This window comes from Mycobacterium sp. RTGN5 (assembly GCF_033804465.1).
In the GTDB taxonomy this organism is placed as follows: domain Bacteria; phylum Actinomycetota; class Actinomycetes; order Mycobacteriales; family Mycobacteriaceae; genus Mycobacterium.
The window spans coordinates 663,376-687,421 of the sequence record NZ_JAPZLA010000002.1; the positions used below are offsets into that span (position 1 = coordinate 663,376).

The following is a 24,046-nucleotide window of genomic DNA, read 5'->3' on the forward strand; positions in this document are numbered from 1 at the left end:
GGGGTCAGTCCGGGACGAAGGGGACGTCGACGCCGTCGGCGAGCACGATGTAGATCCGTCGCCACGGGTCGTCGTCCACCAGGCGCCACTGGTGGCCCGATCCGACGGTGTCCTCGGCCAGCAGCACGTCGCCGGGATTCAAGGTGAACTCCTCGGCATCGCGGGTGGTGAACGTCAAGGTTCCGGCGAGTGTGACGACGAGCTGGCGCACCGGCGCGGTGTGCCAGGCCAGCGTGCCGCCGGTGGCGGTCTCCTCCACTGTCACGTGGACCGAGGACATCGCCGCCGACACCAGGTCGTCGTTGCGGCCCGGCACCAGATCGAGGCGACCGATCTCGATGTGGGATTGCTGATCGGTTCCGGTGAACAAACGCACGCAGCGAATCACGGTGTGCACCCTTTCGTTCGGCTCGGTTGCAACGCTATCCGGACCTGCCGCGCTCACCTAGGGTGTGCAGCATGGCGGTTCCGCTCGGCGACACCGAGCCGTACTACGACCTCGGGGCCTACCACCGGCCCGTCGACACCCCGTCGCCGCAGGCGCAGGTTTGGTTCGACCGCGGACTGGTATGGGCGTACGCCTTCAATCACGAAGAGGCGATCAGCTGCTTCGAGCGGGCGCTGGCACTCGACGCCGACCTCGCGATCGCCCGCTGGGGCATCGCGTATGCCATCGGGCCCAACTACAACAAGGCCTGGGACGCTTTCGACCCCGTCGACCTCGCGGCCTCCCTGGCTCGGGCACGGATGGAACTGGACCTGGCCGCCACGAGCCGTGCCAGCGCCGTCGAGCAGGCCCTGATCGCGGCGCTGGCCACCCGATTTCCCACCGCCGATCCCGACGACGCCGAGGCGCTGGCGGCCGGACATGCCGCCTACGCCGACGCGATGGCCGCCCTGGCGCAGACCTATCCCGACGACGTCGACGTGCTGGCGCTGGCCGCCGACGCGCTGGTGAACCTCACCGCATGGGCGTTGTGGGACACCACAACCGGCGAGCCCGCCCCGGGATCGCGGGTGGTGGAAGCCAAACAGTTGATGGACCAGGCGTTGAGCACCGAGGCGGGCCGCGCGCATCCCTTCGTGCTGCACCTGTACATCCACGCGATGGAGATGTCGGCGCATCCCGAGGACGCGCTGCCCGCCGCCGATCTGCTGCGCGGCCTGGTGCCCGACGCGGGCCACCTGCAGCACATGCCGTCTCACATCGACGTGCTGTGCGGAAACTACCGAGACTCGGTGCTGGCCAACCAAACCGCGGTCGCCGCCGACCGGCGCTTCGTCGAACATGCGGGGCCACTGAACTTCTACTCGCTCTACCGGGCGCACGATCTGCATTTCATCGTCTACTCGGCGATGTTCGCCGGCCAGTCCCAGATCGCGCTGCAGGCCGCCGACGAGTTGTCCGGGCAGTTGAGCCCCGAGCTGCTGGCCATCGAGTCGCCGCCGATGGCCGACTGGTTGGAAGCATTCGTTCCGCTGCGGGTGCACGTGCTGATCCGGTTCGGCCGCTGGGACGAGCTGATCGCCGAGCAACTCCCCCTTGACGCCGAGTTGTATTGCAGTACAACGGCAACCATCCACTACGGGCGTGGCGTCGCGCACGCGGCCAAGGGCCAGTTGGCGCAGGCCGCCGCGGAGCGCAACGCGTTCGTGCAGGCGTACGCCCGCGTCCCGGATTCGCGCTATCTGTTCAACAACACCAGCCGTGACATCCTCGCGGTGGCGGCGGCCATGCTCGACGGTGAAATCGCTTACCGCAACGGCAATTTCGACGACGCATTTGAACATCTGCGGCGCGCGATCGCACTCGACGACGCATTGCCCTATGACGAACCGTGGGGCTGGATGCAGCCCACCCGCCATGCCTACGGCGCGCTGCTGCTGGAGCAGGGTCGGGTCGACGACGCGGCCGCGGTGTACGCCGCCGACCTCGGCCTTGACCCGACGCTGAGCCGGCCGTGTCAGCATCCGGGCAACGTGTGGAGCCTGCACGGCTATCACGAATGCCTGCAGCGGCTGGGGCGCACCGCCGAGGCGGTGATCATCGCGCGGCAGCTCGAACTGGCCAAGGCCCGAGCCGATGTCCCGATCCTGGCGTCGTGCGCATGCCGGCTGGAGGTGCTCGAGATCGCGGCCGACGATTGTTGCCACTGATATCGGCCGACGTAACCTCAACACGTGCACGACGGCTCACCACCCCCCTCGCCGGTCCTTCCGTCGCGCCGCGGCTGGCCGCAGGCCGTCGTGCATTTCGTCGGCACTGCCCCGGTGACGTTCACCTGGCTGGCGGTGCTGTTCCTGACGACACTCGCTCAACATCTACTGCCCCGCTGGCACCTGCTCGAGCTGCTGCGTAAGGACTCGACCAACCTGCACCACCTCGCCTCCGACCCGATCCGCGTCTTGATCACCAGCCTGCTGTGGCTCGACGGCGCCGCCTGGTGGCCTTACCTGGTGATGTTCTGCCTCTTCCTGGCACCGGCCGAGCGGTGGCTCGGCCACCTGCGCTTCGTGATCGCCGGGCTGATCGCCCACATCGTCGCCACCTACGCAAGCGAGGGCTTCCTGTACTGGCAGATTCAGGAGGCGATGATCTCCCCGCGCTACCTCGACGCCCGCGACATCGGGGTCAGCTACTTCGCCGTCGGCATCATCGGCCTGTTGACCTATCGCATTGCGCGTCCGTGGCGCTGGCTGTACCTGATCGTCACACTCGGCTATTGCGTCGCAGCGGTGTTGATCACTCCGAGGTTCACCCCGGTCGGCCACTTGATCGCCCTGCTCATCGGGCTTGCGTGTTACCCGCTGGCCCGCAGTCGTCCCGGCTCGCCGGTGGATCCACTGCGGCTGCTGCGCCTTTGGCGCTTCCGGCATCCGCCGACTCCGGTTGCGTAGAGTGAGACAGCGTGGCGCTCGACGAGCAGGACCTGCGGTGGCTCGGCCGCTGTGTCGAACTCGCCCGCAGCGCACTGCAGGCCGGTGACGAGCCGTTCGGCTCGATCCTTGTCGACGCCGACGGTGCAATCCTGTTCGAGGACCACAATCACGTCGCAGGCGGTGACGCCACCGCCCATCCCGAGCTGGCGATCGCGCAGTGGTCGGTGACCAACCTGTCGCCCGAGCAGCGCGGCCGCGCCACCGTCTACACCTCCGGTGAGCACTGCCCGATGTGTGCGGCCGCACATGCATGGGTTGGCTTGGGCCGCATCGTTTTTGCAGCCTCCGGTGCGGATCTGACCCAGTGGCTGACCGACTGGCATGCGCCGCTACCGCCGGTGGCCGCGCTGCCGATCACCGCGGTCGCCCCGCACCTGACGGTCGACGGTCCGGCGCCGGACTACCGCGACGAGATGATGGCACTCTACGCAGCGAAGTTCCGGCCATGAGCGGGCCGGACTGGGTACGCCACGCGATCTGGTGGCACCTCTACCCCCTGGGATTCGTCGGCGCTTTTCCCAACGACGAACCGCCCGGACCCGGCGAACACCGCCTGCGCCGCATCGTCGACTGGCTCGACTACGCCGTCGAACTCGGCACCTCGGGTATCGCGCTAGGCCCGGTCTTCGCGTCCCGCACCCACGGCTACGACACCACCGACCACTTCCGCATCGACCCACGCCTTGGCGACGACGCCGACTTCGATCACCTCATCGACGAAGCCCACCAGCGCGGGCTGCGGGTGCTGCTCGACGGTGTGTTCAACCATGTCGGAACCGATTTCGGCCGTTACCGCCGTGCCGTCGATGACGAAGATGCCGAGTCGATCGGCTGGTTCCACGGCCGCCCAGGCCGGTTCCACAGCTTCGAGGGCCACGGCGAGCTCGTCACCCTCAACCACGGCAGCCCTGCCGTTGTCGACTACACCGTCGACGTGATGAACCATTGGCTGGGCCGCGGCGCTGACGGCTGGCGCCTCGACGCGGCCTACGCGGTGCCGGAGGCATTCTGGGCGCAGGTGCTTCCCCGGGTCCGCGAAGCCCATCGCGACGCGTGGTTCGTCGCCGAGGTCATTCACGGCGACTACACCGCGTTCGTCGACGGTTCCGGCGTCGACTCAGTGACCCAATATGAGCTGTGGAAGGCGGTCTGGAGCAGCCTCAACGACGGCAATTTCCACGAGCTGGACTGGGCGCTGCAGCGCCACAACGACTTTCTCGCCCGCTTCGCTCCCCTGACGTTCGTCGGCAATCACGACGTCACGCGCATCGCCAGCCAGTTGGAACGCCCCGAGCATGTGACGCACGCGCTGGTGCTGCTGTTCACCACCGGCGGCGTGCCCAGCATCTACGCCGGCGACGAGCTCGGATCCCACGGTGTCAAAGAGGAGCGGGCCGGCGGCGACGACGCGGTCCGGCCCGAGTTCGGCCCGCCGCCGCCGCAGCCGGACGCCGCCGGACGCGAAACCCTGAACCTGCACCAGTATCTGATCGGGTTGCGCCGGCGAAACCCGTGGTTGCAGGAAGCGAAAACCACTGCGCTGCAACTGGACAACCGCACCTATGCTTACGAGACCCGCAACGGTGACGACGCGCTGATCGTCGCACTCAACATCGCCGATTCGCCGATGCGCCTGCCGGTCGCCTCGCTCATCGGCGGACAAGCGCAGCTGGTGGGTGGCACGGCGGCGCCGCCGGAGGAGATCGTCAGCGACGTGGTGGTACCGCCGCAGGGCTGGCTGGTGCTTCGGCCCACTTAGCTGGTGCTGTGTCCCACTTAGCTGGTGCTGTGTCCCACCTAGAGCAGTTCCACGGTCAGCGGGTCTTGCTCGCCGTCGTAGAACTTGTCCAATACCACCAGGAAATCGGCATTGTCGGTGGTGGCCTTGGCGAACAGCGTCATCGACGAACACACCTTCAGGTTGTCCGGCCAGGGGAAGATCTCTTTGATCGAGGCGCCTTCGATGGCGGCCAGCAGTTGGGCGCACTCACGCAGCCGCGCCCCGAGCACCGGATGGGCCAGGTAGGCCTGCGCCTCGGCCATCGATTTGATGCCGTAAAGCCTTGCTGTCGAACTGCTTCCGAGCTCGGCGAGTTGCGGGAAAATGAACCAGATCCAGTGGCTGTGTTTGGTGCCGGCTCGCAGTTCGGCGACAGCCCGGTCGTACATGCGATCCTGGGCGTCGACGAAGCGTTGCAGGTCGAACGGGTCATCCATTCCTCCACCGTATCGTTGCCGGGGCGTGACCGTCCCGTTATTGGCGACTAATTCAAAGTTGTTGGGGTGCACCTAGATCCCGAGTCCGGCACGTCTCCTGATCGTTAGCGAACCGCGACTTGGCGCACCGCGGCGCGTACCGAGTCGGCAGTGCCGTGCGTGTTTAGCTACCTGCGCACAGCACTTCTCCGCTTGTGAAACGCTTATGAAAGGTGATGGTTTCCGTCATGAAGATCGTCGAGATGATGCGAGGCACATGGTTGCGCCGCCTGGCGGCAGCCGTTGCGGCCGCACTCTTTCTACCCGGCCTAATCGGCGTTGTCGGCGGGTCGGCGACAGCGGCCGCCTTCTCCAAGCCCGGACTGCCGGTTCTCTACCTTGATGTCCCGTCGGCCGCAATGGGCCGAAATATCCGAATCCAGTTCCAGGGCGGTGGCCCGCACGCGGTGTACCTGCTCGACGGTCTGCGCGCCCAGGACGACTACAACGGCTGGGACATCAACACCCCGGCGTTCGAGTGGCTGAACGGCTCGGGCCTGTCGACGGTGATGCCGGTCGGTGGCCAGTCGAGCTTCTACACCGACTGGTACCAGCCGTCGCAGGGCAATGGTCAGAACTACACCTACAAGTGGGAAACGTTCATGACCCAGGAACTGCCGGCCTACCTGGCCGCCAACTATGGCGTCGACCCCAACGGCAATGCCGTCGTCGGTCTGTCGATGGCCGGTAGCGCGTCACTGACCTACTCGGTCTACTACCCGCAGAAGTACACCTACGCCGCATCACTGTCGGGCTTCCTGAACCCCTCCGAGGGCTGGTGGCCGATGCTGATCGGTCTGGCGATGAACGACGCGGGCGGTTTCAACGCGCAGAGCATGTGGGGTCCGTCGTCTGACCCGGCATGGCGCCGCAACGACCCGATGGTCAACATCAACCAGCTGGTCGCCAACAACACCCGGGTTTGGATCTACTGCGGCACCGGTACGCCGTCGGATCTGGACACCTCCGGTGGTGGCGGCAACCTGATGGCCGCGCAGTTCCTCGAAGGCTTCACGTTGCGGACCAACAAGACCTTCATGGACAACTACCTCGCGGCTGGTGGACGCAACGGCGTGTTCAACTTCCCGACGAACGGCACGCACAGCTGGGGCTACTGGGGATCGCAGCTGCAGCAGATGATCCCGGATATGCAGCGGGTTCTGGGGGCCACCCCGTCCGCTGGCTGATCCAACGCAACAAACCACAGCGAGCCTGTCGCCACCCCCCCGGCGGCAGGCTCGCTGCTTTGTGTCGCCATCCGCCGAAACGCGGGGAACAAAGCGGCAGGCACCAGGGTTGAGCCCATCAGACTGAACTTTGGAGGACTGATGGCTGAAGCCAAATCTGTGCCGGTGCTTTTTGTCAGCGACCCGATCGTGCTGCCCGGAATGGTGGTTCCGATCACGCTCGACGATGCCGCCCGCGCTGCGGTCGACGCAGCTCAGGCGACCGACTCCGGCCAGCTGCTCATCGCGCCGCGCCTGGACGATCGCTACCCCACGTACGGCGTCTTGGCATCGATCGTGCAGGTGGGCCGGATTCCGGGAGGCGGCGCCGCCGCGGTGGTCCGGGGTGAAAGCCGTGCTCATATCGGGTCGGGCACAACCGGACCCGGTGCGGCGCTGTGGGTCGAGGTGGAGGAAGTGACCGAGGGCGAAATAGCCGAGGACACCAAGACCCTGGCCGGGGAGTACAAGAAGCTCCTGCTGGCGATGCTGCAGCGCCGTGAGGCCTGGCAGATCGTCGACGTGGTCAACAAGATCGCCGATCCGTCGGCGTTGGCCGACACCGCCGGCTACGCCTCGTACCTGACTGACGTGCAGAAGCGTCAGCTGCTGGAGACCGAGGATGTGGCCGAGCGGCTGCGCGTGCTCATCGGCTGGACCGGTGACCTGCTGGCCGAGGTCGAGGTCAACGACAAGATCGCCGAGGACGTCCGCGACGGTATGGAGAAGACGCAGAAGGAATTCCTGCTGCGCCAACAGCTCAATGCCATTCGTAAGGAGCTCGGCGAAGGCGAGCCCGACGGTTCAGATGACTACCGTGCTCGCGTCGAATCTGCTGACCTGCCCGACAACGTCCGCGAGGCGGCGCTGCGTGAGGTCGGCAAGCTGGAACGCTCCAGCGAGCAGAGCCCCGAGGGCGGCTGGATCCGCACCTGGCTGGACACCGTCCTTGACCTGCCGTGGAACTCGCGCACCGAAGACTCGACCGATCTGAAGGCGGCCCGGGAAATCCTCGACGCCGACCACCACGGGCTGGACGACGTCAAGGACCGCATCGTGGAGTACCTGGCCGTGCGTTCCCGTCGTGCCCAACGCGGCCTGCAGGTCGTCGGTGGACGCGGGTCGGGTGCGGTGATGGTGCTGGCCGGCCCGCCAGGAGTCGGTAAGACGTCGCTGGGTGAGAGCGTGGCCCGCGCGCTGGGCCGCAAGTTCGTTCGCGTCGCCCTGGGCGGCGTGCGCGACGAGGCCGAAATCCGCGGTCACCGGCGCACCTACGTCGGCGCGCTGCCCGGCCGGATCGTCCGTGCGATCGGCGAGGCCGGTTCGATGAACCCGGTCGTGCTGCTCGACGAGATCGATAAGGTCGGCTCGGACTACCGTGGCGACCCGTCGGCCGCCCTGCTGGAGGTCCTGGACCCGGCGCAGAACCATACGTTCCGCGACCACTACCTCGACCTGGATCTCGACCTGTCCGACGTGGTGTTCCTGGCCACGGCCAACGTGATCGAGAACATCCCGTCCGCGCTGCTGGACCGCATGGAACTGGTGTCCATCGACGGCTACACCGAGGACGACAAGGTGGACATCGCCCGCGACTACCTGCTGCCACGGCAGCGGGATCGGGCGGCGCTGACCCCCGAGGAGGTCACGGTGACCGACGCGGCACTGCACAAGATCGCCGCGGACTACACCCGGGAACCCGGTGTCCGTCAGTTCGAGCGGCTGCTGGCCAAGGCCATGCGCAAGGTCACCACCAAGTTGGTGGACGGGCTGACCAGCCTCACCATTGATGAGCCCGACCTGGTCGGGTACCTGGGCCGGCCGCGGTTCATGCCGGAGTCGGCCGAGCGCACGGCGGTGCCGGGCGTGGCGACTGGCCTGGCCGTGACGGGACTGGGCGGCGATGTGCTCTACATCGAGGCCGGGTCGACCGAGGGTGAGCCGGGTCTGCAGCTGACCGGTCAGCTGGGCGACGTGATGAAGGAATCGGCGCAGATCGCGCTGTCCTACGTCCGTAGCCACGCTGAGCAGCTGGGTGTGGATCCCAAGGCGCTGAACCGGAAGATCCACGTGCACGTGCCGGCCGGCGCGGTGCCCAAGGACGGTCCGTCCGCCGGTGTGACCATGGTGACCGCGCTGGTGTCCATGGCCACCGGACGGCAGGTTCGCTCGGACGTCGGGATGACCGGCGAGGTCACCCTGAACGGCCGGGTGTTGCCCATCGGCGGCGTCAAGCAGAAGCTGCTCGCCGCTCAACGTGCCGGGCTGTCAACGGTTTTCATCCCGCAGCGCAACGAGGCCGACCTGGACGACGTGCCAGCTGAGGTGCTCGCGGCGCTGACCGTGAGGCCGATGACCGATGTCGCGGAGATCGTGGCACTGGCGCTCGAGCCGGTGGCCGAGGTGGCCGCCGCGTAGCCCGTTCTTGCGATTTCGGCGCGCAAACGTTCGCCTAGCGGCGGTTTGCGCGCCGAAATCGCTAACGTCACCCCATGGCCTACGACGAAGATCTGGCGAACCGGCTGCGTGAACTGCTCGCCACCGAACGCGGCATTGACGAGAAGCGGATGTTCGGCGGCCTGGCCTTTCTGATCAACGGGAACATGGCGGTCGCGGCGAGCGGGCACGGTGGCCTGATGGTGCGGGTGCCGCCCGAGGAGACCGCGGCTCTCGTCGCCCGTGACCACGTCGAACCGATGATCATGGCGGGGCGAGAAACCCGCGGCTGGGTGCGGGTCGGCGACGACGGTGTCCGCACCACCCGGCAATTGACGAGCTGGGTCACCCTCGGCGTCAATTACGCGAAATCCCTGCCGCCGAAATAACCTTCGCTGCACGGCCTGGCCGGAATAAATCGCGCGCCGTCCCGCTTGTCGCCTGCATGACCTTTCCCGTACGCGTTGCCGTTCAGATTCAGCCGGCCGAGACCCCTGACTACGCCACTTGGCGGCAGGCCGTCCTGCGCGCCGAGGAGATCGGGGTGGACGTCATCTTCGGCTACGACCATTTCCATGCGCCGTTCATCGAGTCGATCATCGACGCGAAACCGGTGCTGGCCGAGGTGCAGCCGGATGTGAACAACTTCGAAGGCTGGACCGCGCTGGCATCCTGGGGCGAGATCACCACGCGCGCCGAACTCGGGCTGCTGGTGGCGGGGATCGGCTATCGCAATCCCGACCTGCTCGCGGACATGGCACGCACCGTCGACCACATCAGCGGTGGGCGGGCGATCCTTGGCGTCGGCGCGGGATGGTACGAGAAGGATTACACCACTTACGGTTTCGACTACGGAACGGTCAAATCCCGGGCCGACCTCTTCGACGAGGGACTGCTGCGCATCGAGCACCGGTTCGGGCTGTTGCACCCGGCACCGCTGCGCAAGATCCCGATCCTGATCGGTGGATCCGGGCCCAAGCGCACCTTGCCCGCCGTCGCGCGCCACGCCGACATCTGGCACACCTTCCTGCCCATCGACTCATACCGCGAGGCCAGCGCGCGTGTCGCGGAGCTGGCCGCCGGGTTCGGGCGCGCGGACAGTGACATCGAGCGGTCGACGTTCTGGACCGATCCGCAGTCTGCGGACGACTATTTGGCCGCAGGAGCGACGCTGTTCCACACCGAGGTCCGCGCCTCCGAAGGCAAGTACGACCTCAGCACGGCGGAAAAGATGATCGACTGGCGCGACACAAAGCGCTGATCACAGCGGCGTCAATTTTGCGAGGCCTCGCGGTGAAAACTGACGCCGTTTCACTAAATTGAGCCGGGGGTATCGCCTCGCTGTATGGACGATTGGGAGGCTCGGGATTTCGTACGGCGGCTCCGCAAACATGCGGGCACAACCTATGCCGCCGAAGCCGGAATCACCTTGCGGGACGCCCCGATGCCGTTGTTCCAGTTATTGGTGCTGTGCATGCTTGCCAGTAAGCCGATTGACGCCGGCATCGCGATGCAGGCTGCCAAGGAGCTGTTCGGGGCCGGACTGCGCACTCCGAACTCGGTGCTCACCGCCGACCGGCCGACGATACTCGAGGCATTCGGGCGGGCGCGCTACGTGCGCTACGACGAGAGTTCGGCGACGCGACTGACCGAACTCGCCAACCGGGTCGACAAGGACTATCGCGGTGACCTTCGCATGCTGGCCCGGATCGGCAAGCCCGATGTGCGGGCCGCCAAGGTGTTGCTCAAGCAGTTCACCGGTATCGGCGAGACCGGAGCCGACATCTTCCTGCGCGAGGTGCAGGACGTATGGCCTTGGGTGAGGCCGCATTTCGATAAACGAGCACTGGACACCGCCGGTGAACTCGGACTGCCCCACGATCCTGACGGATTGGCCGCACTCACCGGTCGAGCGATCGCACCGCTAGCCGCCGCGCTGGTGCGTGTCTCCCTTGACGACGATTTGCGTGAGCTGGTCGGCTCGGTGCGCGCGTAGCGGTCACTGGTCGAGGAGTCGCTTTCGGGCCGTGGCGAATTCGGCATCGGTCAGATCACCACGGTCTCGCATGGTCTTCAGCGTGTGCAACCGTTCGGCGACCTCAGGTTCGAGATCGGTGGGCTGTGGCGCGGCCCGCAGTATCGGCTCGTCTTCGATGAGCTCGATGATTTCTGGCCGCTCCGGGTCGATGCGAACCACCACCCGGTCCTCGGACTCGGGGACCTCGCCGAGGATGAACGTTCCGGTCACGCGTGCCTCGTAAGAGGCTGCGCCATCGGATGGTTCGACACTGAGCCGCAGGACGCGGCGGCCGGCGTCCTTGTTGACCACGACGTTGAACACCGGCCTGATGACCTCGAGAACCACACCGGTGCCGCGCACGCCGTCGCGGCGCAGCCGATCCACTTCTGCGGCCCGCAGGACCAGCCACGTTGCATAACCGGCGACCAGCACCGTCCACCCAACCAGCCACCACAGGGACAGCGGCGCTGTCCAGTCGGCAGCCCACGGCACGATCGACGCTATGAACCAGCCGAGCAGCACCGGGCGCGGTGACCGGCGCGAAATCATCAGGAAGACAACGAACTGTGCGACGTACCCGACGAGCCAGACAGCGAGCACCCGTCCCGTGCCCGCCGCGGAACCGATGTGGTCGAGCATGCGGCTACCGATCAGGGCCGGCACCACGATCAGTACGCACCACAGCGCCGAGAGGGTTGCGATCGTCCGCCACATCACCGGGACACGGTATACCTCCGTCACGCCCCCACGACTTCGCAGTCCTTGGCAAGCACGGTGATCAGTCCGGCCGAACCATCCACACGGACCCGCATGCCCGGGCACAGCCGCGCGGAGCCGTCGGCGATATTGGCCACGAACGGCACCCTGAGCTCGGTGGCGGCCCGCGTCACGTCGGCCAGCGTGGCACCGCCGTCGGTGAGCACCGCGGCGGGTGTGCCCAGCAGCGTGACGGATTCGATGTCGGCGGTGGTGATGACGGCGATGTCCTGGGACTGCAGGTCGGCTTCGTCGGCCGAGTCGATCACCCGGATGGTGCCCTCCACGACGCCGGGAAACAGCCCGGTTCCGTGCAGCTCGTCGGCGACTTGGGCGACAACAGGGACGGCCACGGGCATCCACGTCGTGTCGATGACCGCGGGTAATCGCATGGCCTGCAGTCGCTCTCGCTCGGCGATGCGGCGCTTGATGCGCAGCCGGCTGTCGGCGGGCGGGGCAAGGGCTTCCTCGACGGTCAGGTAGAAGACCTCGTCGAGCGAGGCCAGCTTGTCCTCGGCAACCAGCCGGCGGCCCCATTCCCGTACCGCAAGCCGCAGCTGGTGGGTGAAACGCATGGTGGTGTCGTAGGCCAGCGCCCGGCACGCCTGCGCGCCGGGCAGCGTCGGCTCGTCGTCTCGCACCGGTGAACTCGGCACCCGCGCGGCCGCTGCGATCACCGCGTCGGGCCGGTCGGACAGCACCGAGGCCGCCAGCTCGGCCGCACCCGGCCCGCGATGCCCGACGTGGGCAAGGGCGGAGTCGAATGCCGCTGCGAGCATGGGTGCCGCGGTGCGCGCGGCCGCCACGTCGCCGGCTTCCAAGGCGCCCCGCGCATAGGGGTGTGCGCGCAGTACCCGCGCCAGCGAGTCGATCTCGGAGCGGATGCTCGCCGTCTCCCCCGCGACGTCCAATTGCGCCGGTGCCACCTCGGCGAGCAGCACCGCATGCGCCGTCAATACCCAGCCTTCGTGAATTCTGTTGCGCAGAAGACGGATTCGGGCGTCAAGCTGCGCGTCACGGAGCAACGCGAGTTTCGCGGTGTCGCGCCGTTCGGCGTCGAACGCGTCGCGGTAGGCGCGAAAATGTCGGCCGTACATCCGTGCTGAGGACGTCAGGCGGGTCGTCGACTTGGCGCCGGTGATCGACGCCAACAGCCCGGGGGTTGCCGTCGGCTCGTCGGCCCCGCGCAGCCGCTGCGATAAGACGGCAGCGCGGGCGGGAAGTCGAGGTTCGGCCGCGGCGAGCGCCGACGCGCCGAGATAGATCCGATGGCCGAAGACCGCGACCAGCCGGCTTTCCCATTCGGCGGCCACCGGGTCGCGCAGATCCAGCAGCTGGGACAGGGCCCGCCCGGCGGTCCGCAGGCCGGTCAGGTGCAGGTCCAGCGACATCGGGGTGAGGGGCCCGGCGGTGGTCTCGCGCAGCGGGCTGGCGACGAACATCGGGAAGCGTGGGTCGATGCGGTCGTCGAATTCGCCGTCGGCACCCTCGGTTGTGGCGCCGTGCATGTCGTCGGCGCCCGCTCGTGGTACACCCGAGACCGGCATCGGGATTCGACCGGGCGCCGCGACGGCACCATTCGGGCCTACCCTTCGGCCTTGCAGGCCGCGCACGGTATCCATGACGGTTTCAGTGGCACCCCAACCACATTCAAACTTCCACTCCCGGCGGAGTGCGGTCAGATCCAGCGGCGGGCACAGCCGGGGCCAGCCGGGCACACCGCGCACCTTGGGCCGCGGGTCGATGCCGCCGAGGATCCGATGGGCCGAGACCGCGGTGGTGGTGTCGGTGGCCAGGTCGACCACGCCGGTGCGCTCGGTGCCCACGGCGAGGACCAGAAACCGGATCAGGTCGTCGACGTGCAGCACGTGCACCGGCCCGGTGGCGTCGGTGTCCAGCAGTGCGGCCACCGAGCGGCACACCAGCGCATCGGCTTGGCGGCCCAGCGGTGCGGCGATGCGCACCACCAGGTTCGGCGCCCAGCACGTGCTGACGAGGTCCTCGGCCTGCTGCCAGGTGTCCGGTGCGAGCAGCGACGGCGACGGGAAGACGACCCGGGCACCGCCGCGGGCGGCGGCGTCGCAGACCCGGGCGACATCAGCCTGTCGTGTGGTGGCGCGGCCCTCGACCGCCAGGTGGACGACGACGTCGGCCGACTCGGCCAGCCGATACAGGATGGGGTGGGTCAGGGCGGCGCACACGAAGTCGACGCCGGGATCGAGGTCGCGGTGCGGGCGCTCGGCGATGCCGTACACGTCGTGGCCGGCCGCAAGCAAGCTCTGGGCAAGGGCGCGCCCCAGTTCTCCGGTGACCTCTGTCAGCAAGATCTGCATACCAGGCCCTACTTCCCCCCTTGCTTTGACGAGAATAGGCAGGTCCAGGGGAAAATATCGACCTTTGTCAGCTTGCCTAACGAGTCAGGCCAGAGTGGCCCGGCCGTCGGCGTGCACCCGCACCGTGGCGCCCGCGATGTCCTCGACCACGGTCACCGCGGCCGCCGCGGGATCGTCGATGAGGGCCATCGCACGGGCGTCGTCGCTGGTCCGGACCGTCAGGAACGCCTTCTCCGGCTGCCCGTCACGGTCGAACGGCGTGGTCCAGGACTCCACCGTGCCCTCGCCCTCCCATTCGACGAGTGCCGGGCGGGTGGGCTCGCGGTCGACTTCGGCCTGGACATCCTCCCAGCGGAAGGCGGCCGGCGGCGGGGTGGCGCTGTAGACGCCGAAGCTGTGCTTGGTGAGGTAGCCGCCGTTGGCGGTGATCAGGCCGTGGGCGGCGGGGTTGGCGCGCAACAGATCGGCCATCGTGGCGATCGAGTGCATGACGTAGTTGTTCCACGGCCCGCCTGCGAAGGTGAGGCCGCCGGTGACGGTCAACGGCCGCTGCGGGTCGTCGGTGGGCAGGCCGAGTTCATGGGCGGCCACCTGCACCGCCGACGGGAAGCATGAGTAGACGTCGATGTGGGCGAGGTCGTCGACGCCGACGCCGGCCAGTTCGAGGGCGCGTCGGCCGCCGATCCGGATCGCCGGGGAGCGATGCAGTTCGTGGCGTTCGGCCACGGCGTAGGTGTCATGGGAATCCGTCCCGGCGTACGGGAAGACCCACTGATCGCGCGGGATCTGTAGATAGGTGGCCTTCTCCGCCGAGCACAGGATGACCACGGCGGCCTGGTTGACCATGTTGTTGGAGTTCATCAGCTTGGGATAGGGCCAGCTGATCATGCGGTTGTCCGGGCTGGGCTGCCCGATGTGCTCGGCGCTGCGTGCCTCGCGGCTCCACGCGTGCGGATTGCCCGCAGCCACCTCGCTGAATCGTGCCCACAGTGTGGCGATGCGGCGTTGGTGCTCCTCGACGGTCTCACCGTTGGCGATCCGCAGCGCTTGCTCGAAGAGTGGATAGACGAACGAGGGCCGGTCCAGGCCGATGCGCTCTTCGGCCGGGCCGGACATGGGCACGTCCTCGCCGCCAGGGGGCACCGGCACCGTGTCGTCCTGGCGGGTCCAGTCCGGCTTGATTCCCTTGGCGCGCAAGCGCATCCGAGTGCGCCAGGTTTCACCGCCGGCCAGCAAGACGGCATCGGCGCGACCGTTCTGGATGTCCAGGCAGGCCTGGTTCACCAGTGACTGCGGCGTGTTGCCGCCGACCCCGGTGTAGCGAGTGGCGGCCTCGGGCGCACCGATGCGCTGACCTAGCAGCAGACCGGGGTCGCGGTAGCGCCACGACAGCAGGTTGACCACCCGAATCGCGTCGACGGCCTGCAGCACCCGCGGATCGGCGGCTTCCCTGGCCGCGGCGGCGATCAGGTCGACGGGTTCGATGTCGGCGTCGTCGTGTTGGTTGACCTGTCCGGCCCCGACAAGTACCGGCGTCCGAGGATCCATCGACGATCCCTTTCTGTAAACCCGACGCCGCTCTTGACGCCTGTCAAAAGCTAGCATCGTCGCCATGACGGTGGTTCTGGTGCATGGCAATCCGGAGACCGACGCGATCTGGGGACCGTTGGTCGCCGCACTCGGTCGCGACGACGTGGTGCGGTTGTCGCCGCCGGGATTCGGGGCTCCGTTGCCCGCGGATTTCCCGATGACGTTCCTGGCCTACCGGGACTGGCTGGAGACGGAGCTGGAACGTTTCGACACCCCCGTCGACCTGGTCGGCCACGACTGGGGCGGCCTCCACGTGATCAACCTCGTGATGCACCGCCCGGAACTGGTGCGCAGCTGGGCCAGCGATGTGCTGGGCATCCTGCACCCCGACTATGTCTGGCACGACATGGCGCAGGTGTGGCAGACGCCAGAAGCCGGGGAAGAACTTGTCGAGGTCATGATCGGCGGTTCGGTCGAGGACCGGGCCGCGCAGCTCACGATGCTCGGGATTTCCGAGCTCGTCGCCACCGAATTGGCCGTCGCGCAGGGTCCGGAGATGGGCCGGGCCATCCTGGCGCTGTACCGCTCGGCCACCCAGCCGGCGATGGCGGAGGCGGGGTGGTCGCTGGGCAACGCCATGGCCCGGCCCGGGCTGTCGTTACTGGCCACCGACGACACCTACGTCGGCAGCGATGAGCTGCGCCGGGATGCCGCCGCGCAGGCGGGCGCCCGCACCGAGGTGCTCGACGGTCTCGGGCACTGGTGGATGCTCCAGGATCCTGCTCGGGGCGCGCAGGTGCTCACCGATTTCTGGCTCTCGCTGAGCTAAACCCTGGCGCGCCGGGGTTTGGTTAGGGGGACGACGGGTACGTGGAAGTGTCCCCCTAACAAGGAAGTGAGGGCCGCATGCCTCTCGGAGCGAGAACGATTTCCAGGGCCACGATGACGTTGGTCGGCGGGGCCGCAGTGCTGACGTTGGCCGTTGGTTGCGGCGGCAGCGGCGACTCCGGCAAGAGCTCGACATCGACGACAACCACAACGCCGACGACGACGTCATCGCTGGTAACGACCACGACCAGCCCGACCGACACGATGGCTCCCGGCGGCACCGGCACTGCGCCCGGCGGCGTGACGGGCACGGCCCCCGGTGTCGAGGGCGGCGCCGGACCCGGCGGTGTCAGCGGATCGGCCCCAGGTGTCGACGGCGGCGCGGGACCGGGCGGTGTCAGCGGATCGGCCCCAGGTGTCCAGGGCGGCGCGGGACCCGGCGGTGTCAGCGGATCGGCCCCAGGTGTCCAGGGCGGCGCCGGACCCGGCGGTGCCGGCGGTTGCGTCAACGGCGTCGGGTGCATTGGAACCGGCGGCTAATCCCACCTAGATCCAGTGGCCACTTGTGGCGCGTTTCCGACCAAGCGCGTCGCAGGTGGCCACCTCAGGTTTGCGCAGGCCCGACCCGGTAGATCGACTTGAGTTCGAAGAACGCGTCCAGCCCTTCTGGCCCGAGTTCGCGGCCGATGCCGCTGGCCTTCACCCCGCCGAACGGCGCACGGAAATCCAGCTGATAGTCGTTGATTCCGATTGTCCCGGTACGCACCGCCCTGGCGACCTCGGTGGCCCTTTCGTCGTCGGTAGACCACACCGTCCCGGCCAGACCGAACTCGCTGTCGTTGGCCAATGCGATGGCCTCGTCGTCGCCGTCGTACGGGATCACCGCGAGTACCGGGCCGAAGATCTCTTCCTGGGCGATGCGGTCGGCATTGTCGACGTCGGCGAACACCGTCGGCGCGACGAACCAGCCACGCGTCTGGTCGGCCGGAACCGAGCCGCCCGCAACGAGTTTCGCTGAACTGTTCTTGCCTGACTCGATATAGCCCAGTACCCGATCGCGCTGACGGGCGCTGACCAGCGGGCCGATGTCGGTCGAAGTATCCAGCGGGTCACCGACTTTCAGGCCGGCGACCATGTCGGCGAGCGCCTCCAGCACCTCGTCGTAACGTGACCGCGGCGCCAGAATCCGCGAACTGAGGTGGCAGGTCTGCCCGTTGTTGACGAACGAGGCCGTGCGCAGCCCCTTCATGGTGGCGGCCAGATCGGCGTCGTCGAGGATGATCGCCGCTGACTTGCCGCCCAACTCGAGGGTGACCGGCCGCAGCAGCCGCCCGCACACCTCGCCGATGGTGCGCCCGGCCGCCGTCGACCCGGTGAACGTGACCTTGTCGACGCCGGGATGGGCCACCAGGTAGGCGCCTGCGGCGGCACCACCGGGCACGACGTTGAGCACACCCGGGGGCAGCCCGGCCTCCGCGGCGGCCTCGGCGAACACCAGGGCGTCCAACGCCGTTTCGGGGGCGGCCTTGAGCACCACGGGGCACCCGGCCGCCAATGCCGGCGCCAGCTTGAACGCGGCCAGCGCCTGGGGGTAGTTCCACGGCACGATCGCGCCCACCACCCCGATGGCCTCCCGGCGCACCACGGTGTGCCCGATCATGCTCGGGCGGATCTCCTCGATTGGTGTTTCGGTGATCAGCTGGGCGTAGTAGCGCACCAGCGCGGCAGGGAAACGGCCATTGGCCCCGCGGGACAACGACATCGGCATGCCGTTCTCCCTGGTCACCAATTCGTCGGTGCCGCGAGCGCGTTGATCCAGTGCGGCGGCGAATGCGGTCAGCACCTCGGCGCGGTGATTGGGTGAGGCGGACTGCCAGGCGGGCAACGCCGCCCTGGCTGCAGCCACCGCGGCGTCGATCTCGGATTCGGTGGCGCTGGCGCCGTCACCCAGCGCCTCGCCGGTGGCCGCCTCGATCACCGGCTGCGCTGCCTTGGCGATCAGGAATTTGCCGTCGATGAAAACCTGTGCCGCCGTGCTCATCTGGTGACTCCTGTGGTCTCGGGATCGGCGACGGGTACGAATAGCACCCCGTCATCGATCAACTGCTCGATGTCATCGCCGGCCATGCCCAGCACGTCTCGGCACACCTGGCGGGTGTCGGCGCCGGGAAGCGGGGCCGGGCGTTGCGGGGCGGGCGGTATGTGGCGGTAGGGCGCCGGTCCGGCCTCGGTGGGCAGCGGCACGTCGAACAGCGGATGGACCATGTCGCTGAACACATTTCGCAACCGAAGCTGTGGGTCGTCGTGCAGATCGGTGGCCCGGTACATCGGGCCGGCGGGAACACCGGCGGCCTGCAGCGCCTCGGCGGCCTGCACCGGCGACCGATCCCGCACCCACGCCGCCAGCTCGCCCTGGCCGATCAGCGTCTCGACCGCGCGCCGATCGGCATCCGACCGGACGGACACGACACACCATTCGTCGTCGCCGGCGCACGGCAGCACCAGGTGCATGGTGGGATCCGGATCGACCTGCTGCGTGCCGGTGGCCGCCGCGGCCAGCGTGACATACAGCGTGTCGAGCTGGTTGATCACCGCTTCGGCCTGGGACACGTGGATACGCGCACCGATGCCGTCGCGCTCGCGCCGGATCAGCCCGGCCAAGGCGCCGATCGCACTGATCCGCCCCACGACATGATCGGGGAAGATGGTCGTCGCGTCGTAGAACGCGTGCCGCGCGGTGGGCGCGGGCGGCTCCTCCGATGTCCACAGCCGGGTCACCCCGATGGTGGCGCGCACCAGCGGGCCGTAGCCCATGCGCTTACTCCACGGGCCGGTGTCGCCGAACGCGCTGCTTTCGGCGAGCACCAGACCGGGATTGAGCTCCTGCAGCCGGTCGAAGGAAAAGCCCAGTGCGGGCAGGGTTCCCGGCTTGAAGTTGGCGAACACGGCATCCGATGCGGAGACCAGGCGGCTGAACAACTCGGCGCCGGCCGGGCTGCGCAGCTCAAGGCCAAGACCGAGGTTGTTGCGATGCGCACGGGCGAACGACTCGCTGATCTGCTGATCCGGGCCCTTCTGGCGCAGCCCGTCGGGATAGCTCGAGCTCTCGACCTTGATCACCTCGGCGCCCAGGTCGGCGAACAGCCTGCTCAATTCCCCACCCGCGACGATGACGCCAAGGTCCAGGACTCGAATGCCTTCCAGCGGCCGCCCGCCCACCGTCCGGATCGCACGCGGGCTGAATCGTGTTGATTCCCAATGGGTGTCGTCGTCACCGAGCGTGGGTGCCGGAGTGCGGTAGCCCGCGTGGCTGCCGTCGACCACCCAGTAGCCCACCGGCACCCGGGCCGTGACGCCGGGCGCCAACTCGGTATCGACCAAGGCTCCGACCGCGGCGAGGTGCTCGGAACCCAATGCGTGCGACGGGGTCAGCACGGCCGCGATCGGCACTCCGTGTGCCTGGCCCTCGGCCACCAGTTGCTTCATCGTCCGGTCGGCGAACAACGTCGCCATCAATTGGCTCAACTCGCCGAATGCTCTGCTGCGCGCCGCGATCGAGTCGAAGCGAGGATCCTGGAACTGTTCGGGCTCCCCCAGCCAGGCCCGCATGCCGTGCCACTGCCGCGGCGCAAGGACGCACAGCCGCACGTAACCGTCCTGGCAGGCGAAGATCGGGTAGGAGTCCTGGTTTCTGGGCCGGCCCCGCCACCGTTCAGCGGCGTTTCGGGCGGTCGCGGCCTGACCCTGCGTGCCGAATGCCGGATCCAGCGTCACGACCACCGCGTCGAAGCGGGAGAAGTCGATGTAATCGCCTGTTCCACAGCGTAATCGGTTGAAGTATGCGACCAACACGGCCCAGGCCGCCTGCACCGCCGCGGTGGCCGAAGCGATGCCGTCGGGGGGCAGCACCGGGGTACCGGACGCCGGACCCGACCGCGACAGGGCCGACGACATCGCATAGAGCACCGCGTCGGTGGCGTGCCAGGACGCGTGCGGACCCTGCGTCCCGAAATCGGTGACCGACATGGTGACCAACTGCGGAAACTGGTCGGCCAGGGCGGCGCACGACGTGCCGAACGTCGCCGTCAGTCCGGGTGTGCCGCTGTCGATGACGATGTCGGCGCCCGCGACCAGCTCGAAGAACAGCCGGCGGCCGGCATCCCCAGATGGGTCGAGCACAGTGCCGCGCTTGTTCGCGTTGTGCAGAGCGAATGGGACGCTGACCCCGTCCAGGGTGGGCCGGACATGGCGTGCTGGGCTGCCGCCGGGCGGTTCGATCTTGACGACGTCGGCGCCGAGGTCGGCCAGCAGACGGGTGACCCCGTCGCCCGTCTCGTCGCACAGATCCAGCACCCGCACCGAGGAGAGCAACACCCCGCCAGCGTAGTAGAGCGGCCCGTGAACAAATGGTGCCCCGCAGGCACGCCCGCGCCGATCGGAGTTGTATGGGGGCATGGAGTCCACAAGCGAAGAGACGATCGCCCAACTCGACGGCTGGTGGCGCGCCGCCAACTACCTCTCCGTCGGTCAGATCTATCTGCTGGACAACCCGCTGCTGCGCACGCCGCTGAGCCGCGAAGACGTCAAGCCCCGACTGCTCGGGCATTGGGGCACGACCCCGGGATTGAACTTCCTCTACGCGCATCTCAACCGCGCCATCTCGCAGCGCGAGCAGTCGACCATTTACGTCACCGGGCCCGGCCACGGCGGTCCCGGGCTGGTGGCCAACGCCTACCTGGACGGCACCTACTCCGAGACCTACCCGGACATCACCCAGGACGCCGAGGGCCTGCGCCGGCTGTTTCGCCAGTTCTCCTTCCCCGGCGGCATCCCGTCGCACGTCGCGCCCGAAACCCCGGGTTCGATCCACGAAGGCGGTGAGCTCGGCTACGCGCTGTCGCATGCCTACGGCGCGGCCTTCGACAATCCGGACCTGCTGGTGGTCGCCGTGGTCGGTGATGGCGAGGCCGAGACGGGTGCGCTGGCCACCAGCTGGCATTCCAACAAGTTCGTCAACACCGCCAACGACGGCGTGGTGCTGCCGATCCTGCACCTCAACGGCTACAAGATCGCCAATCCGACGGTCCTGGCGCGCATCCCCGAAGACGAATTACGCAGTCTGATGGTCGGATTGGGACATCAGCCCTACTTCTTCGAGGTGCCCGACGACGGTTCGGCCGACCACACCGATGCGCATCGCCGGTTCGCCGCACTGCTGGACGAGGTGCTCGACCGAATCGTCGAGATCAAGTCTTCAGCCGGCGACGAGCGGCCGGCCTGGCCGATGATCGTGTTCCGCACCCCCAAGGGGTGGACGGGTCCCGCCACCATCGACGGCAAGAAGACCACCGGTTCGTGGCGTGCGCATCAGGTCCCGCTGGCCAGCGCCCGCGACACCCCCGAACACCTTCAGGTGCTGGCCGAGTGGCTGGCGTCGTACCGGGCCGAGGAACTGTTCGACGCCGACGGCAAGCTGGATCCGCACATCGCCGCACTGGCGCCGCCCGGTCAGCTGCGGATGAGCGACAACCCGCACACCAATGGTGGCTTGCTGCTCAAGGATCTGCGGCTGCCGGACTTCCGGACCTTCGGCGTGGATGTGCCCGCGCCAGGGGCCACCGTCGCCGAGGCGACCCGCGTGCTCGGACAATGGCTGACCGAGGTGATCCGGCTCAATCCGGACAACTTCCGGATCTTCGGACCCGACGAGACCGCGTCCAATCGCCTCCAGCCCGTCTTCGAGGTGACCGACAAGCAGTGGAACGCCGAGTTCGTCGGCCCCGAGGTCGACGAGCATCTGGCCCGCGCCGGCCGGGTGATGGAGATGCTCTCCGAACACCAGTGCCAGGGCTGGCTCGAGGGGTATCTGCTGACCGGTCGGCACGGGCTGTTCAACTGCTACGAGGCGTTCATCCACATCATCGACTCGATGTTCAACCAGCACGCCAAATGGCTCAAGGTCACCAACCACATTCCGTGGCGACGGCCGGTCGCTAGCCTCAATTATCTTTTGTCCAGCCATGTTTGGCGCCAGGACCACAATGGCTTCAGCCATCAGGACCCGGGTTTCATCGACCACGTCGTCAACAAACGCGCTGAGGTCGTGCGGGTGTACTTGCCGCCGGACGCCAACACCTTGCTCTCGACCTACGACCACTGCCTGCGCTCACGCCAGTACGTCAACGTCGTCGTCGCCGGTAAGCAGCCGGCTCCCACCTTCCTCACCATGGAGGAGGCGATCGCGCACTGCACCCGCGGTCTGGGTATCTGGGAGTGGGCCGGCAACGAGACGGTCGGATCCGAACCCGACGTGGTGATCGCCGCGGCAGGCGACGTGCCGACGCTGGAGGCGCTGGCCGCCGTCGACCTATTGCGTCAGCACCTGCCCGAGCTCCGGGTGCGCTTCGTGAACGTGGTGGACCTGATGCGGCTGCAGGACGAGACCGAGCATCCGCACGGGCTGTCCAACCGGGCGTTCGACGGGATCTTCACCTCGGACAAGCCGGTCATCTTCGCCTATCACGGCTATCCGTGGCTCATCCATCGGCTGACCTACCGCCGCAGCAACGACACCCGCATCCACGTCCGCGGCTACAAGGAGGAGGGCACCACCACCACGCCGTTCGACATGGTGATGCTCAACGATCTGGACCGCTTCCACCTCGTCATCGACGTCGTGGATCGAGTCCCGGGCCTGGGTTCCGCGTGCGCCACCCTGCGCCAGCAGATGGTCGACAAACGGCTGGCCGCCCGCGAGTACACCCGCGCCTACGGCGACGACATCCCTGAGGTGCGCGACTGGGTGTGGCCCGGTGCGCGCGGCGCACAGATAACTGGGTCCGTCGATGCCACCGCTGCCACCGGCGGGGACAACGAATAACAACTGAGCTGGCCATTTGCCAGTCCCAGGTATGCTTGCCCGGTTATGTCCGAGCAGAGCGCGGTGGCCGCGCAGCCCCACTTCGCGCCGCTCGATGTCGCCGGCCTTCCGGCTCCGGTGGCACAGCTGGCCGCACTCCACCATTTTCGGATCTACGCCGACATCGGCATCGTCGTCATCGTGCTGGCGATGACCAACCTGCTCGCGCACTTCACCACGCCGTGGGCCAACGTCGCCGTCGTGCCGGCCGCCGCCGTCGGCCTGGTGTTCCTCGTGCGCTCACGCGGATTGGGCTGGACCGAACTGGGTCTGGGCCGCGAGCACTGGAAGTCGGGCGCCTTCTACGCGCTGGGCGCGGTGCTGTTGGTGCTGACCGTGATCGCGGTGGGCGCGCTGCTGCCCTGGACCCGGCCGATGTTCCTGAACAACCACTACGCCACCCTGTCGGGTGCGCTCGTCGCGTCGATGATCATCATCCCGTTGCAGACTGTGATTCCCGAGGAGCTGGCGTTTCGCGGTGTGCTGCACGGCGCGCTGGACCGGGCCTGGGGCGTTCGCGGGGTGGCGGCCGCCGGGTCGCTGCTGTTCGGCCTGTGGCACGTCGCCACGTCGCTGGGGTTGACCAGCAGCAATGTCGGTTTCACCCGACTCCTGGGCGGCGGCGTGTTCGGCATGATCGCAGGCGTGGTCATGGCGGTGCTGGCCACGGGAGCCGCCGGATTCGTGTTCACCTGGCTGCGGCGCCGCAGCGGCAGCCTGATCGCGCCGATCGCGCTGCACTGGTCGCTGAACGGCCTCGGCGCACTGGCCGCCGCGTTGGTCTGGCACCTGTCGGCGTAAG

20 protein-coding genes are annotated in these 24,046 nt (G+C 67.8%); 13 read left to right on the forward strand and 7 right to left on the reverse strand.

Annotated features, from left to right (window positions below):
* Window positions 1-4: 4 nt before the first annotated feature.
* Entirely contained in the window at window positions 5-376 is a 372-nt protein-coding gene (locus SLQ31_RS15920) for a hypothetical protein (RefSeq protein ID WP_319434240.1), read from the reverse strand.
* A gap of 83 nt (window positions 377-459) precedes the next feature.
* Between SLQ31_RS15920 and SLQ31_RS15925 the strand changes: the two genes are divergently transcribed.
* From SLQ31_RS15925 to SLQ31_RS15940, 4 genes are read left to right on the forward strand one after another with little or no spacing between them, the layout of a single operon-like run.
* Complete coding sequence (locus SLQ31_RS15925) at window positions 460-2,157, forward strand: tetratricopeptide repeat protein (protein WP_319434241.1); 1,698 nt, start codon at window positions 460-462, stop codon at window positions 2,155-2,157.
* 24 nt (window positions 2,158-2,181) lie between these two features.
* Window positions 2,182-2,898, forward strand: coding sequence for a rhomboid-like protein (locus SLQ31_RS15930; RefSeq protein WP_319434243.1), 717 nt, complete (start codon window positions 2,182-2,184; stop codon window positions 2,896-2,898).
* 11 nt (window positions 2,899-2,909) lie between these two features.
* A complete protein-coding gene (locus tag SLQ31_RS15935) occupies window positions 2,910-3,389 on the forward strand; it encodes a nucleoside deaminase (protein ID WP_319434245.1) in 480 nt (159 codons plus the stop codon).
* Window positions 3,386-4,699, forward strand: coding sequence for an alpha-amylase family protein (locus tag SLQ31_RS15940; protein ID WP_319434247.1), 1,314 nt, complete (start codon window positions 3,386-3,388; stop codon window positions 4,697-4,699). Before SLQ31_RS15935 ends, SLQ31_RS15940 begins: the two co-directional genes overlap by 4 nt.
* A gap of 38 nt (window positions 4,700-4,737) precedes the next feature.
* Here SLQ31_RS15940 and SLQ31_RS15945 read toward each other — a convergent pair whose 3' ends face one another.
* Window positions 4,738-5,157: a DUF1810 domain-containing protein gene (locus SLQ31_RS15945; RefSeq protein WP_319434249.1), complete on the reverse strand. Its 420-nt coding sequence runs from the start codon at window positions 5,155-5,157 to the stop codon at window positions 4,738-4,740.
* Window positions 5,158-5,384: 227 nt separating this feature from the next.
* Between SLQ31_RS15945 and SLQ31_RS15950 the strand changes: the two genes are divergently transcribed.
* The 5 genes from SLQ31_RS15950 (at window position 5,385) to SLQ31_RS15970 (ending at window position 10,854) form a co-directional block, all read left to right on the forward strand.
* Window positions 5,385-6,383, forward strand: a complete 999-nt coding sequence (locus SLQ31_RS15950; RefSeq protein ID WP_319434251.1) for an alpha/beta hydrolase family protein — start codon at window positions 5,385-5,387, stop codon at window positions 6,381-6,383.
* 141 nt (window positions 6,384-6,524) lie between these two features.
* Entirely contained in the window at window positions 6,525-8,840 is a 2,316-nt protein-coding gene (lon, locus tag SLQ31_RS15955) for an endopeptidase La (protein WP_319434253.1), read from the forward strand.
* Between the two features lie 74 nt (window positions 8,841-8,914).
* Window positions 8,915-9,247, forward strand: coding sequence for a TfoX/Sxy family protein (locus SLQ31_RS15960; RefSeq protein ID WP_319434255.1), 333 nt, complete (start codon window positions 8,915-8,917; stop codon window positions 9,245-9,247).
* A 56-nt stretch (window positions 9,248-9,303) separates the two neighbouring features.
* Window positions 9,304-10,119, forward strand: a complete 816-nt coding sequence (locus SLQ31_RS15965) for an LLM class F420-dependent oxidoreductase (RefSeq protein WP_319434257.1) — start codon at window positions 9,304-9,306, stop codon at window positions 10,117-10,119.
* A gap of 84 nt (window positions 10,120-10,203) precedes the next feature.
* Window positions 10,204-10,854, forward strand: coding sequence for an endonuclease (locus tag SLQ31_RS15970; RefSeq protein ID WP_319434259.1), 651 nt, complete (start codon window positions 10,204-10,206; stop codon window positions 10,852-10,854).
* 3 nt (window positions 10,855-10,857) lie between these two features.
* Here the strand turns inward: SLQ31_RS15970 and SLQ31_RS15975 are convergent, their stop codons facing one another.
* From SLQ31_RS15975 to SLQ31_RS15985, 3 genes are all read right to left on the reverse strand, one after another.
* Entirely contained in the window at window positions 10,858-11,619 is a 762-nt protein-coding gene (locus tag SLQ31_RS15975) for an SHOCT domain-containing protein (RefSeq protein ID WP_319434261.1), read from the reverse strand.
* On the reverse strand, window positions 11,616-13,967 hold the full coding sequence (locus SLQ31_RS15980) for an NAD-dependent epimerase/dehydratase family protein (RefSeq protein ID WP_319434263.1): 2,352 nt from the start codon (window positions 13,965-13,967) through the stop codon (window positions 11,616-11,618). The genes SLQ31_RS15975 and SLQ31_RS15980 overlap by 4 nt, the downstream gene beginning before the upstream one ends.
* Window positions 13,968-14,051: 84 nt before the next feature.
* Complete coding sequence (locus tag SLQ31_RS15985) at window positions 14,052-15,515, reverse strand: acetyl-CoA acetyltransferase (RefSeq protein ID WP_319434265.1); 1,464 nt, start codon at window positions 15,513-15,515, stop codon at window positions 14,052-14,054.
* A gap of 64 nt (window positions 15,516-15,579) precedes the next feature.
* On the opposite strand from SLQ31_RS15985, the gene SLQ31_RS15990 reads away from it, so the two are divergent.
* Both SLQ31_RS15990 and SLQ31_RS15995 read left to right on the forward strand, forming a co-directional pair.
* A complete protein-coding gene (locus SLQ31_RS15990) occupies window positions 15,580-16,326 on the forward strand; it encodes an alpha/beta fold hydrolase (protein WP_319434267.1) in 747 nt (248 codons plus the stop codon).
* A 77-nt stretch (window positions 16,327-16,403) separates the two neighbouring features.
* Entirely contained in the window at window positions 16,404-16,865 is a 462-nt protein-coding gene (locus tag SLQ31_RS15995) for a hypothetical protein (RefSeq protein WP_319434269.1), read from the forward strand.
* Window positions 16,866-16,929: 64 nt separating this feature from the next.
* Here the strand turns inward: SLQ31_RS15995 and SLQ31_RS16000 are convergent, their stop codons facing one another.
* Entirely contained in the window at window positions 16,930-18,366 is a 1,437-nt protein-coding gene (locus SLQ31_RS16000; protein WP_319434270.1) for an aldehyde dehydrogenase, read from the reverse strand.
* Window positions 18,363-20,699: a CoA transferase gene (locus SLQ31_RS16005; RefSeq protein ID WP_319434272.1), complete on the reverse strand. Its 2,337-nt coding sequence runs from the start codon at window positions 20,697-20,699 to the stop codon at window positions 18,363-18,365. Before SLQ31_RS16005 ends, SLQ31_RS16000 begins: the two co-directional genes overlap by 4 nt.
* Window positions 20,700-20,778: 79 nt before the next feature.
* Here SLQ31_RS16005 and SLQ31_RS16010 point away from each other — a divergent pair, with 79 nt between their 5' ends.
* Window positions 20,779-23,205, forward strand: a complete 2,427-nt coding sequence (locus tag SLQ31_RS16010; protein WP_319434274.1) for a phosphoketolase family protein — start codon at window positions 20,779-20,781, stop codon at window positions 23,203-23,205.
* Window positions 23,206-23,250: 45 nt separating this feature from the next.
* Window positions 23,251-24,045 (forward strand): CPBP family intramembrane glutamic endopeptidase, encoded by a 795-nt coding sequence (locus SLQ31_RS16015; protein ID WP_319434276.1) that lies wholly within the window; start codon window positions 23,251-23,253, stop codon window positions 24,043-24,045.
* Window position 24,046: the final 1 nt, after the last annotated feature.